20 protein-coding genes and 2 pseudogenes are annotated in these 19,843 nt (G+C 70.2%); 3 read left to right on the top strand and 19 right to left on the bottom strand.

What is annotated here, in order from left to right; genetic code table 11:
• Together ACFDS6_RS10070 and ACFDS6_RS10065 are read left to right on the top strand one after the other, a co-directional pair.
• Positions 1 to 587: pseudogene (locus tag ACFDS6_RS10070) on the top strand (DNA-directed RNA polymerase subunit beta'); the annotation flags it as partial.
• Between the two features lie 388 nt (positions 588 to 975).
• Positions 976 to 3,380: pseudogene (locus ACFDS6_RS10065) on the top strand (TonB-dependent receptor).
• A 4-nt stretch (positions 3,381 to 3,384) separates the two neighbouring features.
• On the opposite strand, the gene ACFDS6_RS10060 reads toward ACFDS6_RS10065, so the two are convergent.
• From ACFDS6_RS10060 to ACFDS6_RS10050, 3 genes are read right to left on the bottom strand one after another with little or no spacing between them, the layout of a single operon-like run.
• Positions 3,385 to 3,765: a hypothetical protein gene (locus ACFDS6_RS10060; protein ID WP_375272029.1), complete on the bottom strand. Its 381-nt coding sequence runs from the start codon at positions 3,763 to 3,765 to the stop codon at positions 3,385 to 3,387.
• Positions 3,762 to 4,538, bottom strand: a complete 777-nt coding sequence (locus ACFDS6_RS10055; protein ID WP_375272028.1) for a metallophosphoesterase family protein — start codon at positions 4,536 to 4,538, stop codon at positions 3,762 to 3,764. The genes ACFDS6_RS10060 and ACFDS6_RS10055 overlap by 4 nt, the downstream gene beginning before the upstream one ends.
• 48 nt (positions 4,539 to 4,586) lie before the next feature.
• Positions 4,587 to 6,671, bottom strand: a complete 2,085-nt coding sequence (locus ACFDS6_RS10050) for a prolyl oligopeptidase family protein (RefSeq protein ID WP_375272027.1) — start codon at positions 6,669 to 6,671, stop codon at positions 4,587 to 4,589.
• Between the two features lie 60 nt (positions 6,672 to 6,731).
• On the opposite strand from ACFDS6_RS10050, the gene ACFDS6_RS10045 reads away from it, so the two are divergent.
• Positions 6,732 to 7,481, top strand: coding sequence for a polyphosphate kinase 2 family protein (locus ACFDS6_RS10045; protein WP_375272026.1), 750 nt, complete (start codon positions 6,732 to 6,734; stop codon positions 7,479 to 7,481).
• 123 nt (positions 7,482 to 7,604) lie between these two features.
• Here the strand turns inward: ACFDS6_RS10045 and ACFDS6_RS10040 are convergent, their stop codons facing one another.
• The 16 genes from ACFDS6_RS10040 to ACFDS6_RS09965 form a co-directional block, all read right to left on the bottom strand.
• Positions 7,605 to 7,883 carry an excalibur calcium-binding domain-containing protein gene (locus ACFDS6_RS10040; protein WP_375272025.1) on the bottom strand — a complete coding sequence of 93 codons (279 nt, stop codon included), beginning with the start codon at positions 7,881 to 7,883 and terminating at the stop codon, positions 7,605 to 7,607.
• Between the two features lie 227 nt (positions 7,884 to 8,110).
• Positions 8,111 to 9,109, bottom strand: coding sequence for a quinolinate synthase NadA (gene nadA, locus ACFDS6_RS10035; RefSeq protein WP_375272024.1), 999 nt, complete (start codon positions 9,107 to 9,109; stop codon positions 8,111 to 8,113).
• A 45-nt stretch (positions 9,110 to 9,154) separates the two neighbouring features.
• Positions 9,155 to 9,850 (bottom strand): DUF4230 domain-containing protein, encoded by a 696-nt coding sequence (locus ACFDS6_RS10030; protein ID WP_375272023.1) that lies wholly within the window; start codon positions 9,848 to 9,850, stop codon positions 9,155 to 9,157.
• Positions 9,847 to 10,746, bottom strand: a complete 900-nt coding sequence (locus tag ACFDS6_RS10025) for an MBL fold metallo-hydrolase (RefSeq protein WP_375272022.1) — start codon at positions 10,744 to 10,746, stop codon at positions 9,847 to 9,849. The genes ACFDS6_RS10030 and ACFDS6_RS10025 overlap by 4 nt, the downstream gene beginning before the upstream one ends.
• 56 nt (positions 10,747 to 10,802) lie before the next feature.
• Positions 10,803 to 12,371, bottom strand: a complete 1,569-nt coding sequence (locus tag ACFDS6_RS10020; protein ID WP_375272021.1) for a M56 family metallopeptidase — start codon at positions 12,369 to 12,371, stop codon at positions 10,803 to 10,805.
• Entirely contained in the window at positions 12,368 to 12,736 is a 369-nt protein-coding gene (locus tag ACFDS6_RS10015; RefSeq protein WP_375272020.1) for a BlaI/MecI/CopY family transcriptional regulator, read from the bottom strand. The genes ACFDS6_RS10020 and ACFDS6_RS10015 overlap by 4 nt, the downstream gene beginning before the upstream one ends.
• Before the next feature lie 350 nt (positions 12,737 to 13,086).
• Positions 13,087 to 13,413, bottom strand: coding sequence for a Grx4 family monothiol glutaredoxin (grxD, locus tag ACFDS6_RS10010; RefSeq protein WP_375272019.1), 327 nt, complete (start codon positions 13,411 to 13,413; stop codon positions 13,087 to 13,089).
• 60 nt (positions 13,414 to 13,473) lie between these two features.
• Entirely contained in the window at positions 13,474 to 13,707 is a 234-nt protein-coding gene (locus tag ACFDS6_RS10005; protein ID WP_026325827.1) for a BolA/IbaG family iron-sulfur metabolism protein, read from the bottom strand.
• 5 nt (positions 13,708 to 13,712) lie between these two features.
• Positions 13,713 to 14,036 carry a DUF1476 domain-containing protein gene (locus ACFDS6_RS10000; RefSeq protein WP_375272018.1) on the bottom strand — a complete coding sequence of 108 codons (324 nt, stop codon included), beginning with the start codon at positions 14,034 to 14,036 and terminating at the stop codon, positions 13,713 to 13,715.
• Between the two features lie 69 nt (positions 14,037 to 14,105).
• A complete protein-coding gene (locus ACFDS6_RS09995; RefSeq protein ID WP_375272017.1) occupies positions 14,106 to 15,107 on the bottom strand; it encodes an NADPH:quinone oxidoreductase family protein in 1,002 nt (333 codons plus the stop codon).
• A complete protein-coding gene (leuD, locus tag ACFDS6_RS09990; RefSeq protein ID WP_375272016.1) occupies positions 15,070 to 15,699 on the bottom strand; it encodes a 3-isopropylmalate dehydratase small subunit in 630 nt (209 codons plus the stop codon). The genes ACFDS6_RS09995 and leuD overlap by 38 nt, the downstream gene beginning before the upstream one ends.
• 4 nt (positions 15,700 to 15,703) lie before the next feature.
• The gene (locus ACFDS6_RS09985) at positions 15,704 to 15,826 is read right to left on the bottom strand and encodes a hypothetical protein (RefSeq protein ID WP_375272015.1); all 123 of its coding nucleotides are present in this window, start codon (positions 15,824 to 15,826) and stop codon (positions 15,704 to 15,706) included.
• 22 nt (positions 15,827 to 15,848) lie between these two features.
• On the bottom strand, positions 15,849 to 17,276 hold the full coding sequence (gene leuC / locus ACFDS6_RS09980) for a 3-isopropylmalate dehydratase large subunit (RefSeq protein WP_375272014.1): 1,428 nt from the start codon (positions 17,274 to 17,276) through the stop codon (positions 15,849 to 15,851).
• A gap of 197 nt (positions 17,277 to 17,473) precedes the next feature.
• A complete protein-coding gene (locus tag ACFDS6_RS09975) occupies positions 17,474 to 18,247 on the bottom strand; it encodes an alpha/beta hydrolase (RefSeq protein ID WP_375272013.1) in 774 nt (257 codons plus the stop codon).
• Positions 18,248 to 18,263: 16 nt separating this feature from the next.
• The gene (locus ACFDS6_RS09970) at positions 18,264 to 18,926 is read right to left on the bottom strand and encodes a CoA transferase subunit B (RefSeq protein WP_375272012.1); all 663 of its coding nucleotides are present in this window, start codon (positions 18,924 to 18,926) and stop codon (positions 18,264 to 18,266) included.
• Entirely contained in the window at positions 18,926 to 19,753 is an 828-nt protein-coding gene (locus tag ACFDS6_RS09965; protein WP_375272031.1) for an HAD family acid phosphatase, read from the bottom strand. The genes ACFDS6_RS09970 and ACFDS6_RS09965 overlap by 1 nt, the downstream gene beginning before the upstream one ends.
• Positions 19,754 to 19,843: the final 90 nt, after the last annotated feature.

The following is a 19,843-nucleotide window of genomic DNA, read 5'->3' as shown; positions in this document are numbered from 1 at the left end:
AGGGCGTGAAGATCAACGACAAGCACATCGAGACGATCGTTCGTCAGATGCTGCAGAAGGTCGAGATCACCGACGGCGGCGACACCACGCTGCTGGCGGGCGAGCAGGTCGATCGCGACGAGATGGACGAGGTGAACAGCAAGCTCGAGAAGGGCCAGAACCCGGCGCAGGGCAAGCCGGTCCTGCTCGGCATCACCAAGGCCAGCCTGCAGACGCGTTCGTTCATCTCGGCCGCGTCGTTCCAGGAGACCACCCGCGTCCTCACCGAGGCGGCGGTCCAGGGCAAGCAGGACACGCTCATGGGCTTGAAGGAGAACGTGATCGTCGGTCGCCTGATCCCGGCGGGCACGGGTGCGGGCATGAACCGCCTGCGCGTCGCCGCCTCGTCGCGCGACGCGGCGCTGCGGGTCCAGCAGCGCAAGTTGCAGGAGGCGATGATCGCCGCCGGCACCGCCGCGCAGGTCAAGGCCGCCGAGGACGCGCGCTCCGCCCGCGACGACACCGGCACCGGCAGCGATCCGCTCGCCGAGGTCGTGCCCTCGGGCACCGGCACCGACGCCGATGCGGGCGAGTACCTCAACGACTGATCGTTCGGGTAATCGCCGAGAACAAGGAACCGCCGTCCGGGCAACCGGGCGGCGGTTTCCGTTCGTGGGTGACGGAGACGGTGCTCGCTGGGGAATGGACCCACATGCGGCTGGGCTCCAGAACGTGAGAAGCGCGCCCTCCCTCTCTCGTCATCCCGGCCCCGCGCCGGGATCCCGCTTCTTCTTCCTTCGGAAAGCGAGACCTCGGAATCGAGTTCGGAACTAGGAGAGACACGCAGCTCGTCCCGCGCCGCAACTGCACGGCATCGGCTCCCCTCACTCCGCCATATCCCCTCAAATATCGCTGTTGTATTCACCCGAACATAGCGTCATGAGCACCCCGCCAGGAAGCGCAAAACCATCGCCGGCACGCCAGAGGGTCCACATCATGCCGATCGCCACCCTGCTGCCCCCGGTCGCGCTCGCCACGCTCGCCCTTCCAGCACAGGCGCAGACCGCCGGCCCGCCCCCCTCGCCGAGCAGCGCATCCGACGAGCAGACGGCGGACAGCTTCGACGGCCTCCCTACCGTCATCGTCACCGCGCGCCGCCGCGCCGAGGATGCGCAGCGTATCCCCACCTCGCTGTCGGTCGTCGGCGGCACCCTGCTCGACCAGGCGTACGCGGTGAACACGCAGGCGCTGACCACGCTGATCCCCAGCCTCAACTATGCCTCGGCCAACCCGCGCAACACCGCCTTCACGATCCGCGGGCTGGGCTCCAGCGTCGTCGCGGTCAGCCAGGCGAACGACGGGCTGGAATCGGGCGTCGGCTTCTACGTCGACCAGGTCTACCACGCGCGCCCCGCCACCGCCGCGTTCGACTTCGCCGACGTGGCGCAGGTCGAGGAGTTGCGCGGGCCGCAGGGCACGCTGTTCGGCAAGAACACCACCGCGGGCGCGATCAACATCACCACGCGCGCGCCCAGCTTCACGCCGGAAGCGTTCGCCGAACTGTCCTACGGCAGCTTCGACTTCGTCCAGGCGAAAGGCTGGGTGTCGGGCCCGATCAGCGACACGCTCGCCTATCGCCTGTCGGGCGTGTCGACGCGCCGCGACGGCGTGATCGCCAACGTGCGCACCGGCCGGGACGCCAACACGCTCGGCACGCAGGCGGTGCGCGGGCAATTGCTGTTCCGCCCCGACGACCGCGTCCAGCTGCGCCTCTCGGCCGACTTCACCAACTTCCAGGCCTATTGCTGCACCCAGGTGCCCTACGCGGTCGGCACCAGCCTGCGCGCCGCCAACCGCCAGTTCCCCGCGCTCGCACGCCAGTTCGGCTACGCGCTACCCGCGCTCGACTACCGCGACCGCGTCACCGACATCGACGGTCCGCTCGGCACCGACACCAACGAGGGCGGCGTGGCGGCGATCACCGACTGGAACGTCGGCGCGGCGACGCTCACCTCGGTTACCGCCTGGCGATTCTGGAATTGGGACGCGGAGAACGACCGCGATTACATCGGCCTGCCGATCCAGCTCAGCCAGCACATCCCCTCGCGCCAGGACCAGTGGAGCCAGGAACTGCGCCTCGCCTCCAACGGCGAGCATCGCCTCGGCTACGTCGTCGGCCTCTACGCCTTCTTGCAGACGATCACCGGTCGGCCGATCAGCATCTACGGCCCCGCGGGCGCGGGCTGGCTGATCGGGCAGAGCGTGCCGACCAGCACCACCGACGCGACGCCGGTCGCGGTGCCCGCCAACCTCCTCGACGGCTACGGGCAGGACGGTCGCACCGATTTTCGCAGCGCCAGCTACGCCGCCTTCGGCGAGGCGAACTGGCGCGTGGTCGACCGCATCACGCTGACCGCCGGCCTGCGCTACACGCACGAGAACAAGCGCGGTTCGTACGACACGACCGTCTCGGGCGGCCCCGCGACTACGGTCCCGGCGCTCGCCAATGCGCGGTTGAACATCCTGCGCCCGCAATCCTACGCCGCGCGCGACCGCGACGGCAGCCTGTCGGGTCGCGCCAACGTCGCGGTCGACCTCGCGCCCGGTGTGCTCGGCTACGCCAGCTACGCGCGCGGGTTCAAGTCGGGCGGGATCAACATGTCGGGGCTGCCGCTCGACGCCAACAATCGCCCGGTGCTCGCCACTGCCGTCGTCCGACCCGAGCGCAACGAGACTTACGAGGTCGGCCTCAAGACGCAGGCGTTCGACCGTCGCCTCGTCTTCAACGTCGATGGCTTCTACACGCAGGTGCGCGACTTCCAGGCGACCGTGGTGAGAACTCCCGCACGCAGACCGCGCAGCTGCGCGGCTATCTGTCCAACATACCGGAGGTCACCGTGAAGGGCGTCGAGGCGGACGCGACCGCGCTCGTCCTGCCGGGCGTGTCGCTGCGCGCCGGCCTCGCCTACGCCGACGGCGCGTACAGCGACTATCCCGCCGGCCCCTGCCCGCTCGAGCTACAGACCGCCGCGACGACGCGGTGCAGCCTGACCGGCCACCGCCTCGCCTCCCTGCCGCGCGTCACGCTGACCGCTGGCGCCGACGTCGAGCAGCCGCTCGGCAGCGGATCGGTCTTCCTCCACCTCGATAGCGCGTCGCGCAGCGGCTACAGCGGCGACCCCAGCCTGTCGCGCTTCACCTATATCCGCCACCACAATTTGACCAACGCCAACCTCGGCTACCGCTTCGCCGACGGGGTGGAGCTGGCGCTGTTCGCGCGCAACCTGTTCGACGAAGATTACGTGCAGAACGTGACCGTTCAGGCGGGCAATTCCGGGCTGATCCTGGCGACGCCCAGCGACCCGCGCACGATCGGCGCGACGCTGCGCCTGCGTCGTTGATTACTCAGCGCCGCGGCTTCTCGCGCGGCTCGATCGTGAAGTCGACGCCGCCGCGCCGCCCCGGCCACATCGCCACCGCGAAGCTGCGCCGCCGCCCGCACACGTTCGCGGACCACAGCTCCCAGTGCCCGCCGCGACGGTACACCGGCGACCCGCGGCGGAAGCGCGCCGGCAGCGACGCCGCCTGCACCGCGCGCAGCCGCGGACAGCGATACGCCGCCGCGACGTAGCGCTGCATCCCGCGCAGCACGTCGGCCTTCAGCCGCTTGTCCGCGCGCGACGGCCCCGCCTTGTCCGCGCGGTACGGCCTGGCCTGCTCAGCCGGCTCCGCGGCGATCAGCAGCAGCGGCACCAGCATCGCCGGGGCGAGCGAAAGCCGCGTCACACCGGCGCCTGCACCGGCGCGCCCACCGGCATCTCTCGGTCGCCCTCCATCGTGCGCACGATCGTGCGGATCGCGCCGTCCTCGACGCGCAGCTCGTTGAACGCGGGCGGCGACTGGCGCACCCGCTTCGACAGCGTGCCTGCGCCGATCAGCCGCACCGTCCGCCCGTCGTGAACGAACGGCACGTCGAACGGATCGTGGACGTGCCCCGAAAGCACCGCATTCGCGCCCGCCAGCGCCAGCGCGACCAGCGCCTCGTCGCCGTACTTCGTCTTGGCAGTCCCCTTGGTCGGCCCCTCGATCAGCGGGTGGTGCCCCGCGACGATGATCAGGTGATCCCGCGGCACCCCCGCGATCAGCGACAGCGCGCGGCGCAGCGACCCCGGACTGACCCGCCCCTTTGACCAGTTCCAGCGCCACTGCGCGCGCGCGGTGGTCTTGAGCGGGATCACCGCGATCCCCTGGATGTCGAGCGGCCGCTCGATCATCTTCTCGACCGCGGCGTAGCGCGAATAGGGCGAGAACAGCCGTCGGATCGGGTCCCAGTAATAAGGGATGTCGTGGTTCCCGACCTCCAGCGTCACCGGCACGCCGAGCGAGCGGAGCCAGTCGCCGCCCGCCTGGAACTCCTTGGGCTTGGCGCGCATCGTCAGGTCGCCGGTCATGATGACCGCGTCGGGCCTCTCCGCCGAAACGCGCTCGCCGAACCAGGCGATCGCCCGCGGGTCCTCGGCGCCGAAATGCACGTCGCTGACGTGGAACAGCTTGGTCATCTTGCCTCCCTCTGGCCGCTCACAACGCGCGAGCGGCGACCCGGCTGCCTATTTTCCCATCAGCTCGCGGCGCAGGAACGCGTCGAGCAGCGCCGCGCGCCGCGCGTCCTCGGCGTGATCGGCACCGACCGCGTGGCCGCCCTCCAGATATTCGTGGAAGTAGACGGTGTTGCCGTTCGCCTTCAGCAACGCGGCGAGCTTGCGCGCGTGGCCCGGATGGACACGGTCGTCCTTGGTCGATCCGTAGAACAGCACCGGCGGGTAGCGCACGCCGCTGCGCACGTTCTGGTACGGCGAGTAGCGGCTGATGAACGCCCAGTCCGCCGGCTTGTCGGGGTCGCCGTACTCGTCGATCCACGACGCGCCCGCCGACAGGTGCGAGTAGCGCCGCATGTCCTCCAGCGGCGACCCCGCGATCACCGCGCCGTACAGGTCGGGTCGCTGCTGCATCGCCACGCCGACCAGCAGACCGCCGTTCGACCGACCCGAGATCGCGATCTTCTTAGGGACGCTCACCCCCGTCTTGACCAGGTCCTCCGCGACCGCGTGCAGGTCGTCGAACACATTCTGCCGCTTCTCGCGCAACCCCGCCTGGTGCCAGCTCGGCCCGTACTCGCCGCCGCCGCGCAGATTGGCGAGCACGAATGCGTTGCCCTGCTCGACCCAGAACAGCCCCAGCGGCCCGGCACGATACGGCTGGTCGGTCAGGTAGGTCGGCGTCTGCGCGTTGCGGAAACCGCCGTAAGCGTGGATCAGCGCGGGCGCAGGGCTGGCCGCGCCCTTCTTGGTAACGAGGAAGTACGGCACGCGCGTGCCGTCCTTCGACGTCGCGAAATGCTGCGCGACCGCATATTGCCGCGCGTCGAACTTGGGCGGCAGCGACTGCACCGCGGCGACCTTGGCATCGCCGCCGACGGCGTAGAGCGTCGGCGGGGTCAGCATCCCCTCCACGGTCGCGAACGCCAGGTCGCGCGCGCCCGAGCTGCCGACGATGTGGATCGTGCTGTTGACGGCGAGCGGCATCGCCGTCTGCGCCCAGCGGCCGTCACCGCCGCGCCTTAGCGCCAGTAGCTTGCCCGACACATCGTCCAGCACCTTGACCCACAAGACGTGGTCGGTCGCGCTCACCTCCTCGACCGCCTGCGTCGCGCTCGGCGCCATCACCAGCTCGGGCGTGGTCGCGCGCCCCGTCGCCGCGTCGGCCAGCGAATAGGCGACCAGCACGCCGGCCGCGAAGCCGTTAGCGGGCTTGCTGTACGACACGATCGCGCGCCCATCGATCACGTCGCGCACGTCCGCGCCCTGCGGCAGGCGCAGCGGCACGAAGCGCCCGTCGGGCATGCGCACGATATAGTCGCTCTGGAAGAAGGTCGTGTTGACCGCGACGATCGGCCAGCGCTGCCGGTCGTCGACCGGCCCGCGCACTTCCAGCCCGACGATCGACTTCGGCGCCTCGTGCACCGTCTTCGCCGCGGTGATCGGCGTGCCGCGCGTCCACACCTTGGCGATCCGCGGATAACCCGACACGGTCAGCGACCCCGCACCCCAGTCGCTCGCCACCAGCAGGTGATCGCGGTCGACCCAGGTGTAGCGGCTCTTCGCCTCGGGCAGCACGAAGCCGCCGGGTACGAACTGGCCAGTCGCCAGGTCGAACTCGCGCACCACCTGCGCGTCGGTGCCGCCGGGGCTCAGCGCCACCATGCAGCGGGTATAATCGGGCTCCAGGCACTGCGCGCCGTGCCACACCCAGCTCTTGCCCTCGGCCTTGCCCAGCGCGTCGACGTCGATCAACGTGCGCCACTCCGGCTTGCCCGCGGTGTAGCTGGCGAGCGTCGCGACGCGCCACAGCCCGCGCGGATGCGCCGCGTCGCGCCACAGGTTCGTCACGCGGTCGCCCAGAATGCCCTCGGGCTCGGCGATCTGCGCCTCGTCGTCCAGGATCGCCTTGGCACGCGCGCGGTCCTGTTCGTAGCGCGGGTCGCGCGTCAGCACCCGCTCGGTCTCGGCATTCCACGCCTTCACCTGGTCCAGCGCGCGCTTGCCCTCGATGTCCTCCAGCCAGGCATAAGGATCGGGCGCGACCGGCGCGGCGGCGACAGCGAGGAGCGAGACGAGCGGAAGGAGCGATTTCATCCGCGAAGCGTAGCCTTCCCGACGCACCCGCTCAACCGGCGGCGGCAACAAGGAGGCGACGTGGGCAAGTCCAAGCACGATCATGAACTGCAACTCGGCCTCGTCCACATGCAGGCCGCGATGGCCGAGAGCGGGTCGCGCGCGGTCGTCGTGCTCGAAGGGCGCGACACCGCCGGCAAGGACGGCACGATCAAGGCGATCACCAAGCATCTGTCGGTCCGCAACACCCGCGTGGTCGCACTGCCCAAGCCGAACAACCGCGAACAGTCGCAATGGTACCTGCAGCGCTACGTCGCGCATCTGCCCGCCGCGGGCGAGCTCGTGATCTTCAACCGCAGTTGGTACAATCGCGCCGGGGTGGAGGTGGTGAACAACTTCTCCACCCACGCCGAGCAGGCGCAGTTTCTGCGCGACGTGCCCGACTTCGAGCGTATGCTGGTCGAGAACGGGATCAAGCTGGTCAAGCTGTGGCTCGACATCGACAAGGACGAGCAGGCGCACCGGCTCGAGAAGCGCCGCACCAATCCGCTCAAGGCATTGAAGGTATCCGCGCTCGACGCGGTCGCGCAGGACAAATGGTCCGACTATTCCGCTGCGCGCGACAATATGCTGGAACGCACGCACAGCGTGTGGGCGCCGTGGATCTGCGTCCGCGCCAACAGCAAGCCCAAGGCGCACAAGGCGGTCATCCGCCACCTGCTCCACGAAATCGCCGACGACGAGATCGCGCACGACATCAAGCAGCCCGACCCCGACATCCTGTTCCCATTCGCGCTAGACGCGCTGGAGGACGGACGCCTCGCCAAATAGCGTTTATCGGCCGCGCTGTCCTACAGCCCGCCGGCTGCGCTATCGCCCCGCGCGACGCTCCTTCTCATCCCCGAACCCGACTCGCGCCCGCCATCGCATCGCAGGTGGAACGGTCGCGCGCCGTCAGCGGATCGGCTCGCACGCGACGCCGTCACCGTCGCCGTCCATGTCCTCGCGGTAACCCGGTTCCCCGGCGTAGATCGGCGCGGTGCCCGCCGCGCGCGCGGCATGGCACCCGCCCCAATAGTCACCCGGCTGCGGAGCGCGGCGCCGCTGCACGCCGGTCGCCACCGCGGCATCTCGCGCGAGCGCTACTGCTGCGCCGCGCCCCTGCGACGTCGTCATCGTCGACCCGACCCCCACGAACGCCCCGACGACGCCCGCGCCGATCAGAACGGCCAACGCGCTAGTTCGATGATCGTACCCCATAGTCGCCGGCGTACCCCCGGCGCGTAAACGGCAGGTAAGCGGGCGCCACTACGCCCCACGCCGGCCGCGCGGCGACGGCACGCATTGGCCTCACCTTAGCCTCACCTTTCGCTGCCGAACGCCGGCTCGGTTCATCGCCGCCGCGCGCGCATCGGCACGCGTTGGCCTCACCTTCGCCTCACCTTCCGACCGCGGCCGCCTCAGTCGCCGGTGACCCGCACCGGGCCCAGGTCGCCCTGCCCGACCGACCCGCTCGCCATCGCCAACATCGCGTCGAGGCTCTTCTTCGCGCGCAGCCGCAGCCCTTCCTCGATCTCGATCCGGGGGCTGAGGTCGCGCAGCGCGACGTACAGCTTCTCCATCGTGTTGAGCGCCATGTACGGGCAGATGTTGCAGTTGCAGTTGCCGTCGGCGCCGGGCGCACCGATGAAGGTCTTGTCCGGCAGCGCCTTCTCCATCTGGTGGATGATGTGCGGCTCGGTCGCGACGATCAGCGTGTCGCCCGCCATCGCCATCGCGTAATCCAGGATGCCGCGCGTCGACCCGACGTAATCGGCGTGGTCCAGGATCACCGCCGGGCATTCGGGATGCGCCGCGACCGGCGCGCCGGGGTGCTGCGCCTTCAGCTTCAGCAGCTCGGTCTCGCTGAACGCCTCGTGGACGATGCACACGCCCGGCCACAGGATCAGCTCGCGCCCGGTCTTGCGCGCGAGGTATCCGCCCAGGTTGCGGTCTGGGCCGAAGATGATCGGCTGCGACGCCGGAATCTGGCTCAGGATCTTCTCGGCCGAACTGCTCGTCACGATGACGTCGGACAGGCCCTTCACCTCGGCCGAGCAGTTGATGTAGGTCAGCGCGATCGCGTCCGGATGCTGCCTGCGGAACGCCGCGAACTGATCGGGCGGGCAGCTGTCCTCCAGGCTGCACCCCGCGTCCATGTCGGGCAGCACCACCGTCTTCTGGGGGCTCAGGATCTTCGCGGTCTCGGCCATGAAGCGCACGCCGCAGAACGCGATCACGTCCGCGTCGGTGTCCGCCGCCTTGCGGCTGAGGTCCAGGCTGTCGCCGACGAAGTCCGCCAGATCCTGTATTTCTGGCTTCTGATAATAATGCGCCAGGATCACCGCGTTGCGCTCTTGGCGGAGGCGGTCGATCTCGGCGCGCAGGTCGAGGCCGGAGAGGTTGGTGGGCTGTTCCATGCGCGCGATGTGGCCCACCGCGCGCGCCCGATCAAGTTAAGCCCGTCACCCGGCGTTGCCGAGCACTTCCTCCAGGCTGCGCGTCAGGTCCCACCGGGTCGTGTCGCTGCCGCGCGCCTCGCCCGCGAAGCGCACCTCGACCGTGACCGGCAGCCCCGCCGCCGCCAGCGTCCCCGCGAACAGCCGCTCCAGCGCGACCCGCCCGTTCTCGCGCGCCTTCAGGATATTCTGCGGCTCGCGCGCCTTCGCCTCGACGACGCGCGTCGCGGTCCCGGAGGCGCGGCGCTGCAGCTCCGCCATCGCGTCGCGCGACACGAACACGCCGCTGGTCTGGTCGACCGTCACGTTACCCTCGTCGACGTTGGGTCGGCCGACCACCACGTCGGGCACCTCGACCAGCAACGTGCGCCGCTGCTCGTCGTAGCGGAAGTCGCCGGGGCCGAGCGGGCGCAGGTCGACGAAGTAGTCGACCTCGTACGGCGCCTTGACCACGCGCGAGGCGTTCAGCCAGCCCCACAGCCGGCTGGTCGCCGCGGTCGCCTGTACCGTGCCCGACAGTCGACTGACGCGCAGCTCGCTGCTGGCAAACAGCCGGCCCGCCACGACCCGTGCCACCGCCAAATCATTCTCGTCGGTCGCGACCGTATAGCTCTCGGTATAGCGGCGATAACCGATCAGCGACGCGACGACGATCGCCACCGCCAGCGCGAGCCCCAGCGCGGACTTCACGAGGTTGTTCACGCGCCCGCCCTCCACCTATCGCCGTCCGCGCGGACCTGCCCGCGCCGCTCGAGGTCGATCAGGTGCGCCAGCACCGACCGGCCCGCCGCCCCGACCAGCCTGGGGTCGAGCCCGGCGTACATGCGCGCGACCATCGCCGGGATCGTCCGCGCTTCCTCCGCAAGCAGCCGCAGGATCTGCCCTTCGCGCTGCTTGCGGTGCCCCAGCATCCCGCGCACCAACCGCTGCGGCCGCTCGATTTCCGGCCCGTGCCCGGGATAATAGACGCGGTCGTCGCGTGCGAGCAGCTTCTCCAGGCTCGCCATGTAATCGCCCATGTCGCCGTCGGGCGGCGAGACGACGCTGGTCGCCCATCCCATCACGTGGTCGCCGGAAAACAGCGCCTTCATCTCGCGCAGCGCGAAGGAAAGGTGGTTGCTGGTGTGGCCGGGCGTCGCGATCGCCTCCAGCGTCCAGCCGTCGCCGCGGACGCACTCGCCCTCCGCCAGCACGCGGTCGGGCGCGTAATCGTGATCGAAGGCGGCGTCGGCGCGCGGGCCGTCGTCGTCGGGTCCGAACGGCGCGGCGCCGACGATCGGCGCGCCGGTCTCCTGCGCCAGCCGACGCGCGCCGGGACTGTGATCGCGGTGATGGTGCGTGACGACGATCGCGCCGACCCGCCGACCCGCGACCACGCGCATCAGTGCGGCGTGGTGCTCGGCGTCCGCCGGGCCGGGATCGATGATCGCCAGGTCGGTCGTACCGACCAGATGCGTCTGCGTGCCCGTGTAGGTATAGGCCGACGCGTTGGGCGCCAGCACCCGCGTCACCAGCGGCTCCAGCACGATCGCGCGCCCGGTCGGTGGCGGGGTCGGCGACGGTGGGGGCAGCAGAGGTTGGGGCGGCACGGCGTCCATCGCCGACGCAGATGGCGGGTCGCGCGCGACGACGCAAGCGCGCTCGCCCGGACGGGTCAGTCGATCGCCGCCATCTGCGCCTTCACGTTGGCGAGCGCCGCGTCCACCTCGCGCAGCGCACCCGCGCGGTCGCTGCCCGACAGCGCGCGGTCTGCGGCCAGTTCCGCGCGCGTCGTCGCCAGGCTCGCCATCGCCGAGCGCAGCGACGCGTGCGCCTCGCGCATCGCCTCCTGTCGCGCGCGCTGCGCCTCGCGACTGGCCTCCATCGCGTCCTGCCGCCCTTCCCGCGCCGCTTCCATCGCCTCGCGCCGTGCCTCGCGCGCCGTCGCGGCCGCCTCCTGCCGCGCCTCTCGGCTCGCGGCTACAGCCTCCGCGTCACTCATGCTGAGCGACCGCGCCGGTACCGACGGAACCGCGGGCGGGATCGGCGGGGTAGGCGGGGTCGGTGGCGTGGGCGGCCAGTCGGCGCCGTCGGGTACGACCGGCATCGGCGGCACGGGCGGAGTCGGCACCGGGTGCGCCGCGATATAGGCCGCGGCGTCGCGGTCGCGCAGCACGATCGTGCGGCCGTTCTCGACGATCGTCACCTTTCGCGTCGTCCGCGTCCGCGCCGCGGGCGTCAGCCCGGCGGCGATGTCGTGGTCGAGCGTCGCCAGCCGTACGCCGGTCACCCGCTCGACGCTCGCGCGCACCCGCGCGACCGCCGGCATGCCCGATGCCGTCAGCACCAGTCCCGCGCAGGCCAGCAACGCCACCCCCGCGCCGCCCGCCGCGACGCGCTTGCCTGACACGCGTCCGCGCGCCAGCATCCGCAATCGTCCCTTCAGGTCGTTGACCGTATTCAGGTGACACGCCGGGGTCAGCGCGCGCCCGTGCGCCGCCTTGATGATCGCGCACCCGTAGGCGTGGCGCTGCCCCGCTCCGACGGCGGCTAGGACGCCGGCGTCGTTCGCCATCTCCTGATCCGCACGAAAGGCGCGAAATGCCAGCCAGGCCACCGGATTCAACCAGTGCAGCGACAGCATCGCCAGCGCCACCCAATTCGCCCACAGGTCCCCGCGGCGGTGGTGCCCGATCTCGTGCGCCAGTGCGAGTTCGCGCTCCTGCACGTCGTAGCATTCGGCGAAGTCGCGCGGGAACGCGACCACGCGGCGGATCAGCCCGAACGCGAGCGGCCCGCTCGCGCCCGCGCTCTCGACCACCGCGATCGAGCCGACCCGCGCGACCACGTCGGCCCCGCGCAGCACGCGCGCGCGAAAGCGAAGGTACTGCGCGAGCTGGACGCCCAGGATCGCCAGCGCGCCCGACGCCCAGGCCAGCGTCACCATTGTCGCGGCGTCGATCGGCACGCTCGCCGACGTTGCCGCGACCACGCCGACCGGCGCGATCGGGTCCGCCGGCGCGATCAGCGTCATCGCGCGCGCGCCCGCGCCCACCATTGGCGCCGCGCCGAACGGGCTCCACTCGCTCGGCAACGGCGGCAGCATCAGCCGCAGCACCGGCAGCGTCCAGAGCAGATAGGCGATCTCGGCCCCGAACGCGCGCCGCACCGGGCCGCGAGCGACCAGCACCAGCAGCATCAGCGCGGTCGATCCGGCCAGCGCCTCCAACAGGAGCGCGATCAATGCTTCAACGCCTTGAGCAGCGCCTCGATCTCGGCGATGTCCTGTCGCGACAATTCGTCGCGCTCGGCCAGATGAGCGACCAGCGGGGTCAGCCGGCCGCCGAACAGCCGGTCGATCAGCTTGCGCGACTCGCCCGCGACGTAATCCTCGCGCGCGACCGCGGGCGAGTAGAGGTAGCGGCGTCCGTCGACCTCGTGCCGCACCGCGCCCTTGCCGAGCAGGCGGCCGAGCAGCGTCTTGACGGTGGCGGCGCTCCACGCGCGACCGGGGTCGACGCGCTCGGTCACGTCCTGCGCGGTGAGCGGGCTTTCCTCCCACAACACCTCCATCACCGCGTGCTCGGCATCACTGATCCGCTCGGCCACCTGCACCATCCTTGTACCGCCAACAGATGTAGTCTCCCAGCGATTACAGACGTTGTCAATAGACGGTCTGAGGTGTCGGCAAGCTTTACACGCGAGCATCGCGTCAGACGCGGCTTAACCATTTCGGGTGAGTGTTTCAGCCGCTCGTGCGCTTTGGCACGACGGGTGCAGCTGTCATCAAGCTACCGAGCGCATCGACGCTTCAGCTGGACGGGCCGCCGCTTTCTCGATCTCGCGGCGCCCGTCCAACCCGGTTACCAGAAAGACAATAAAGCATCGAGGCGCCCGTTGTCCGAGCGCCCGACCGATTGTCCGCGAGCGCCGCAGCGGCGACGCCCGCCGACCTTGGTTTACTGCGCCGCGGTCTTGCCCGCGAACAACTCGGCCAGTTCGCCGCTCTCGTACATTTCCATCATGATATCGGAGCCGCCGACAAACTCACCGCCGACGTAGAGCTGCGGGATCGTCGGCCAGTCCGAGTAGGCCTTGATCCCCTGCCGGATGCCCTGGTCCTGCAGCACGTCGACGCTCTCGAACTCGACGCCCAGCCGCTCCAGGATCGCGATCGCGCGGCTGGAGAAGCCGCACTGCGGGAACAGCGGCGTGCCCTTCATGAACAGCACCACGGGGTTGTTCTTCACCACGGCATCGATGCGGGCGCTGGTGTCGTCGGTCATAGTTTCTGTGATCCTGTTCGAAGGGCGATCGGCCCGATGCCGTTTACTCTGGTACGCCGCCTACTTTGGTACGGCAGTGGTTAGCTGCAAGGCGTGGAGCACGCCGCCCATCCGCCCGCCGAGCGCGGCGTACACCGCCTGGTGCTGGCGCACGCGCGGCATGCCGGCGAACGACGCGCTGGTCACGCGCGCCGACCAATGATCCTTGTCGCCCGCCAGATCGGTCATCTCGACCTCCGCGTCGGGGATGCCGGCGCGGATCAGCGCGGCAATCTCGTCACCTTCCATCGGCATCGCGCCTACTCCGCCTTGAGGAGCTGTCGACGCGCCTCGATCATCTGCTGCACCAACGCCTGCCGCACCTGCGCCTCCTCGACTTCGGCGCCCGCCGCGGTCAGGTCGCCGAGCAGCTTGCGCACCACGTCCTCGTCGCCCGCTTCCTCGAAATCGGCCTGCACGACCGACTTGGCGTAAGCGTCGGTTTCCTCCGGCGTCAGCTTCATCAGCCCCGCCGCCCATTGCCCGACCAGCTTGTTGCGGCGCGCGGTGACACGGAACGCCATCTCCTCGTCGCGCGCAAATTTGTTCTCGAACCCGCGGTCGCGGTCGTCGAAGGCGGTCATGGCAGCTCCCGTTGCTATGCCCCCACGGATAGAACGCGCGGGACGCACAAGCAACGGGCTGCCCGGGCGCTAGTCGGCGACGCGCACCACCAGCTTACCGATCGCCGCGCGCGCCGCCATCTTGGCGATCGCCTGACCGCCCTGCTCGAACGGAAACACCTCCGTCACGCGCGGCGCGATCTTTTCCTGCTTCCACAGATCGAACAGCTGCTGGATGTTGGCGCGGTTCGCCTCCGGATCGCGCGCGGCGAACGCGCCCCAGAACACGCCGCACACGTCGCAGCTCTTCAGCAGCGTCAGGTTGAGCGGCAGCTTGGGGATACCCGCAGGAAAGCCGATCACCAGGTAGCGCCCTTCCCACCCGATCGAGCGCAGCGCGGGCTCGGCATAGTCGCCGCCGACCGCGTCGTAGATCAGCTGGTACCCGGCCTTGCCGCCCTTGTCCTTGAACTGCTCGGCCAGCGCCTTCGACTCGTCCTTCCCGAACGGCCCGCGACCGTAGATGATGACCTCGTCGGCGCCCGCGTCGCGCACCGCCTGCGCCTTCTCCTCGCTCGACACCGCACCCACGACGCGCGCGCCGAACGCCTTGCCCAGCTCCACCGCGGCGAGTCCAACCCCGCCCGCGGCGCCCAGCACCAGCAGATTGTCGCCCGGCTCGATGTGCCCACGGTCGACCAGCGCGTGGATCGTCGTGCCGTAGGTCAGCAGCAGCGCGGCCGCTTCCTCGAAACTGCGCTCCTCGGGTACCCGGTACAAGGCCGTGTCGCGGAACAGCGCCTTCTCGCTCAACCCGCCCATGCTGGTGTTGCCCATCACGCGGTCGCCGACCTTGTACCGGGTCACGCCCTCGCCAACCTGCTCGACCACGCCCGACACCTCGCCGCCCGGCGCGAACGGGCGCGGCGGGCGCATCTGATACTTGTCCTCGATGACGAGCACGTCGGGATAGTTGATCGCGCACGCCTTGATCGCGACCACGACCTCCCCTGCGCCGGGTGTGGGATCGGGCAGTTCGCCGATCTCCAAAGTTTCAGGTCCGCCCGGCGCCCTCGACAGCAATGCCCGCATTTCCGCTCCTTTGCTCGATCCAGGGGCGCTGCCGCTGCATCGCCTCCTCGAAATTCGAAATCACGGTATCCTTTGCCAGCGTCAGGCCGACCTCGTCCAGCCCTTCCATCAGGCAGCGTCGGCGAAACGGGTCGAGATCGAAGGCGAAGCGATCCTGGAACGGCGTGGTGACCGTCATCGTCTCCAGATCGACCGTGATCGGCTGATCCTCGGCGACCGCGAGCAGCCGGTCGACCGCGTCCTGCGGCAGCACCACCGTGACGATGCCGTTCTTGAACGCGTTGCCCGAGAAGATGTCGGAGAAACTCGGCGCGATCACCGCGCGCACGCCCATGTCGGCGAGCGCCCAGGCGGCGTGCTCGCGGCTCGACCCGCAGCCGAAATTGTCCCCCGCGATCAGGATCGGGCTGCCCGCGTAGCGGGGATCGTCGAAGATGTTGCCGGGCTGCTCGCGCACCGTCTCGAACGCGCCGCGCCCCAGCCCCGAGCGCTTGATCGTCTTGAGCCAGTGCGCGGGGATGATGACGTCGGTGTCGACGTTCTTCTGCCCCCAGGGGTAGGCGCCCCCCGCGACACGCGTCACCGGCTCCATCGCGTCAGCGCGCCGGCTTGGCGGGTCGCGCGGTGACGGGACCCGCCTGCGTCTTCGCCACCGCCGCATAGGCCGCGACGCCGCTCACCGCCGCACCCGCGACGAGGAATGCCAGAACCATCTTCATCACCAATCCCCGTTTATTTGTCTCAGATCAACTCGCGCACGTCGGTCAACCGACCACTGACCGCCGCCGCTGCCGCCATCGCGGGGCTTAGCAGATGCGTGCGCGCGCCGGGACCCTGCCGCCCGACGAAATTTCGGTTCGACGTGGACGCGCAGCGCTCGCCCGGCGGCACCTTGTCCGGGTTCATCGCCAGGCACATCGAGCAGCCCGGCTCGCGCCACTCGAACCCGGCCTGCGTGAAGATGCGGTCGAGCCCCTCGGCCTCGGCCTGCCGCTTGACCAGCCCCGACCCCGGCACGACCATCGCGCGCACGCCGTCCGCGACGCGGCGACCGGTCGCGACGTGCGCGGCGGCGCGCAAATCCTCGATCCGGCTGTTGGTGCAACTGCCGATGAAGACATGCTGCACCGCAACGTCCTGCATCCGCGTGCCAGGCGCGAGCCCCATATAGTCGAGCGACTTGCGCGCCGCCGCCTGCTTCGACGGATCGGCGAAGCTTTCGGGCGCGGGGACGACGCCGGTGATCGGTACCACGTCCTCCGGGCTGGTGCCCCAGGTGAGCGCGGGCGCGATGTCGCTCGCCGACAGCGTCACGACGCGGTCGTAGCGCGCGCCCGCGTCGCTCGGCAGCGTGCGCCACCACTCGACCGCGCGGTCCCACTCCGCACCCTTCGGCGCCATAGCGCGGCCCTTCAGGTAAGCAAAGGTCGTCTCGTCGGGCGCGATCATGCCCGCGCGCGCACCGCCCTCGATGCTCATGTTGGCGATCGTCAACCGCCCCTCGACCGACAGGCTGCGGATCACCTCGCCGGTGAACTCGATGACGTAGCCGGTCCCGCCCGCCGCGCCGATCCGGCCGATGATCGACAGCACCACGTCCTTGGCCGACACGCCGAAGCCGAGCGTGCCGTCGACGCGCACCTCCATCGTCTTGGACGGCGACAGGATCAGCGTCTGCGTCGCGAGCACGTGCTCGACCTCGCTGGTGCCGATCCCAAACGCGAGCGCGCCCAAAGCACCATGCGCCGAGGTGTGGCTGTCGCCGCACACCATCGTGGTGCCGGGCAAGGTGAAGCCCTGCTCCGGCCCCACGACGTGAACGATCCCCTGCTCGGCCGCGAGCGCGTCGATGTAGGGAACGGCGAACTCGGCGACGTTGGTGCGCAACGCACCCAATTGCTCAGCGCTCTCCGCGTCGGCGATCGGCAACTCGCGCCCGGACGCGTCGACGCGCGCGGTGGTCGGCAGATTGTGGTCGGGCACCGCCAGCGTCAGGTCGGGGCGGCGCACGCGGCGACCGGCGCTGCGCAGCCCCTCAAACGCCTGCGGGCTGGTGACTTCGTGGACGAGATGACGGTCAATGTAGAGGAGGCAGGAACCGTCGTCGCGACGCTCCACGACATGGGCGTCCCAGACCTTTTCGTACAAGGTGCGTGGTTGGTGTGACATCGCGGGCGCCTTTAACCGCAACGGCGCTCAAGCGAAAGGAAGCAATGCGAAAGCAGCGCTAATCGTTTCTTTATTTCGTCGGCCCCGCGGATCGGCCCAGCGCCGCGTCGATGAAGGCGACACTCTCGTCCAGCACCGGCGCCATGTCGCGGAACGGGACCGACAGCGCCATGACGACGTTCTCGTGCGTCAGCCCTTCATGCTCGACCAGCTTCGCGCGCCCACCCGCCGCCTTCACGCGCGCGAACAGGTGATGGGCATTGTACGGCCGCACCTGCGTATCGCGCGTGCTGGTGACGAGCAGCAGCGGCGGCGCGTGGGCGCGCGCGAAGGTGACCGGCTGTGTCGCCATCGGGTCGGCCACCCCCAGCATCGCCGCGCGCGACCGCGGCTTGTCGAACGGGTAGAAGTCGTACGGCCCGCTCAGGCCCACCGCTGCCTTGACGATCGCCGGGTCGCTCCGCGCGCAACCAGCGCGGGTCGAGCGCGAGCATCACCGCGTTGTACGCGCCCGCAGAATGCCCCGCGAGCGCAACGCGGGCCGGATCGCCGCCGTAGTCGGCCACGTGGTCGCGAACCCAGCGCACCGCCGCCGCGCCGTCCTGCACGAACGCGGGGAAGCGCACCTGCGGCACCTTGCGATAGTCGGGCACGACGACGACGAACCCGGCGCGCGCGAACGCCCGCGCGGCGAAGGCGTAGCTGCGCCGATCCCCGTTCGCCCAGCCGCCACCGTAGATGAACATTACCACCGGCCGCTTGCCCGCGACCGACTCCGTCGGTCGCCACACGTCGAGCGTCTGCCCGGTGCGCCCGAACGCCAGCGCGTCGCCGGCCAGCTCGACCCCGCGCCCGCCGCCCATCGCGGCGTCGAGCCAGCTCAGCACCCGCGGCGCGGGCACGAACAGGTAGATCGCCCCCGCCGCCAGCAGCAGCACGGCGAGCGCGCCCGCCAGCCAGCGCCCGATCATCGCCGCGCGCCGGGGCTCAGGCGACGTAACGCGCCGTCGTCTTCGCGGCGACCTCATCCGCGGTGATGCCCGGTGCCAGTTCCACCAGCCGGAACGGCGACTGGTGATCGGAGCGCTGGAACACCGCGAGGTCGGTCACGATCATGTCGACCACGTTCCGCCCGGTGAGCGGCAGCGAGCATTCGGGCAGGAACTTCGGGGAGCCGTCCTTGGCGGTGTGCTCCATCACCACGATGATCTTCTTGACGCCCGCGACCAGGTCCATCGCGCCGCCCATGCCCTTGATCATCTTGCCGGGGATCATCCAGTTGGCGATGTCGCCGTTCTCCGCCACCTCCATCGCGCCCAGCACGGTCAGGTCGATGTGCCCGCCGCGGATCATCGCGAAGCTCTGCTCCGACCCGAAATAGGCCGATTGCGGCAGTTCGCTGATCGTCTGTTTTCCCGCGTTGATCAGGTCTGCGTCCTCCTCGCCCTCGTACGGGAACGGACCGATGCCCAGCATCCCGTTCTCCGACTGGAGCGTCACGGTCATGCCGTCGGGAATGTTGTTCGCCACCAGCGTCGGGATGCCGATGCCCAGGTTGACGTAGAAGCCGTCCTGCAACTCCTTCGCCGCGCGCGCGGCCATGCCGTTGCGGTCCCAGCCCTTCACATCAGCCCTCTTTGGGTCAGCCATCACTTCACTCCTTCGGGCATCTGGCTCCAGCGGCGGTCCGCGGGAAAGGTGTCGTCCCAGCCCGAGCCGAGCCCGGTGCCGTAGACGGGATTGGGCAGGATGAACCACCCCGCACCCCAGCGCGCGACGACGCGGCTGGTGCTCGGCAGCAGGCGGCGGCCCGACGCGGGCGCGGGACCGGGCGGGTTGAAGAAATCGGCGAAGTCGCCGAGCTGGTCACCCATCTGCGCCAGCACGCAGTAGCGCTCGGCGATCGCCTGCCGCCGGCCGTCCTTGCCCGACTTGCCGTCGGCGTCGCCCTTCAGCCACAGCGTCTTGCCGTGCTCGAACGTGCCCAGCCCCGCGCCGGCGAGCGCGCGCGCGGTGTCGGCGGCGTTCGCGGCACTTCGGTTGGTGTTGATGATCACCGTAACGCCCGCGGCGCGCAGCTGGCGAAACGCGGCCACCGCGCCCGGCACCGCGATCACCTTGTCCACCCCGCCGCGCTCCCACGCGTCCCAGCGCTTGGCGTCATACCCCTGCCCGGTCTGCGCGTCATTATACTCGTAACCGAGGTTCAGCACCGTGGTCTCGTCCATGTCGAGCACCACCGCGGGCGGCAGCGCGCCGCACGACACCGGCTGCGGCACCGCGGCGGTCGACCCCGCCGCCAGCACCGCCGACGCGGTCGCGGGCCAGCGCGGCAGCGTACCGGCCGCGCGCTGGTGCGGCAGTCGCCCGCGCGCGTCGCGCGCCCGGTCCGTCAGCGCGCGGACGTAGCCGAGCATGCCGTTATACGCCTGCTCGCTCAGCGCGACCGCCTCGGCCGATCCGTAGAGGTACGCCATGCCAGGCGGGGGCCCGGTGTCGATGATCGGCATGTGCTCGACCGGCGCGGCGCGCGGCGCGGACGTGGTCGCCGTTGCGCACCCCGCCAG

The organism is Sphingomonas sp., assembly GCF_042095875.1.
In the GTDB taxonomy this organism is placed as follows: Bacteria; Pseudomonadota; Alphaproteobacteria; order Sphingomonadales; family Sphingomonadaceae; genus Sphingomonas.
Note: the sequence above shows the minus strand (reverse complement) of the source record. Positions and strands in the feature narration are given on the sequence as shown.

Bases quoted from the DNA above. Each gene is read 5' to 3' on its own strand.
- ACFDS6_RS10055 (WP_375272028.1), bottom strand. From the start codon at position 4,538: ATGACCAAGCTGTTCCACGTCAGCGACGTGCATTTCGGCGCCGAGGAC.
- ACFDS6_RS10050 (WP_375272027.1), bottom strand. From the start codon at position 6,671: ATGAAATCGCTCCTTCCGCTCGTCTCGCTCCTCGCTGTCGCCGCCGCG.
- nadA (WP_375272024.1), bottom strand. From the start codon at position 9,109: ATGGAACAGCCCACCAACCTCTCCGGCCTCGACCTGCGCGCCGAGATC.
- ACFDS6_RS10025 (WP_375272022.1), bottom strand. From the start codon at position 10,746: ATGGACGCCGTGCCGCCCCAACCTCTGCTGCCCCCACCGTCGCCGACC.
- grxD (WP_375272019.1), bottom strand. From the start codon at position 13,413: ATGACCGACGACACCAGCGCCCGCATCGATGCCGTGGTGAAGAACAAC.
- ACFDS6_RS10005 (WP_026325827.1), bottom strand. From the start codon at position 13,707: ATGCCGATGGAAGGTGACGAGATTGCCGCGCTGATCCGCGCCGGCATC.
- ACFDS6_RS10000 (WP_375272018.1), bottom strand. From the start codon at position 14,036: ATGACCGCCTTCGACGACCGCGACCGCGGGTTCGAGAACAAATTTGCG.
- ACFDS6_RS09995 (WP_375272017.1), bottom strand. From the start codon at position 15,107: ATGCGGGCATTGCTGTCGAGGGCGCCGGGCGGACCTGAAACTTTGGAG.
- leuD (WP_375272016.1), bottom strand. From the start codon at position 15,699: ATGGAGCCGGTGACGCGTGTCGCGGGGGGCGCCTACCCCTGGGGGCAG.
- ACFDS6_RS09985 (WP_375272015.1), bottom strand. From the start codon at position 15,826: ATGAAGATGGTTCTGGCATTCCTCGTCGCGGGTGCGGCGGTGAGCGGC.
- leuC (WP_375272014.1), bottom strand. From the start codon at position 17,276: ATGTCACACCAACCACGCACCTTGTACGAAAAGGTCTGGGACGCCCAT.
- ACFDS6_RS09975 (WP_375272013.1), bottom strand. From the start codon at position 18,247: ATGATCGGGCGCTGGCTGGCGGGCGCGCTCGCCGTGCTGCTGCTGGCG.
- ACFDS6_RS09970 (WP_375272012.1), bottom strand. From the start codon at position 18,926: ATGGCTGACCCAAAGAGGGCTGATGTGAAGGGCTGGGACCGCAACGGC.
- ACFDS6_RS09965 (WP_375272031.1), bottom strand. From the start codon at position 19,753: ATGGCGTACCTCTACGGATCGGCCGAGGCGGTCGCGCTGAGCGAGCAG.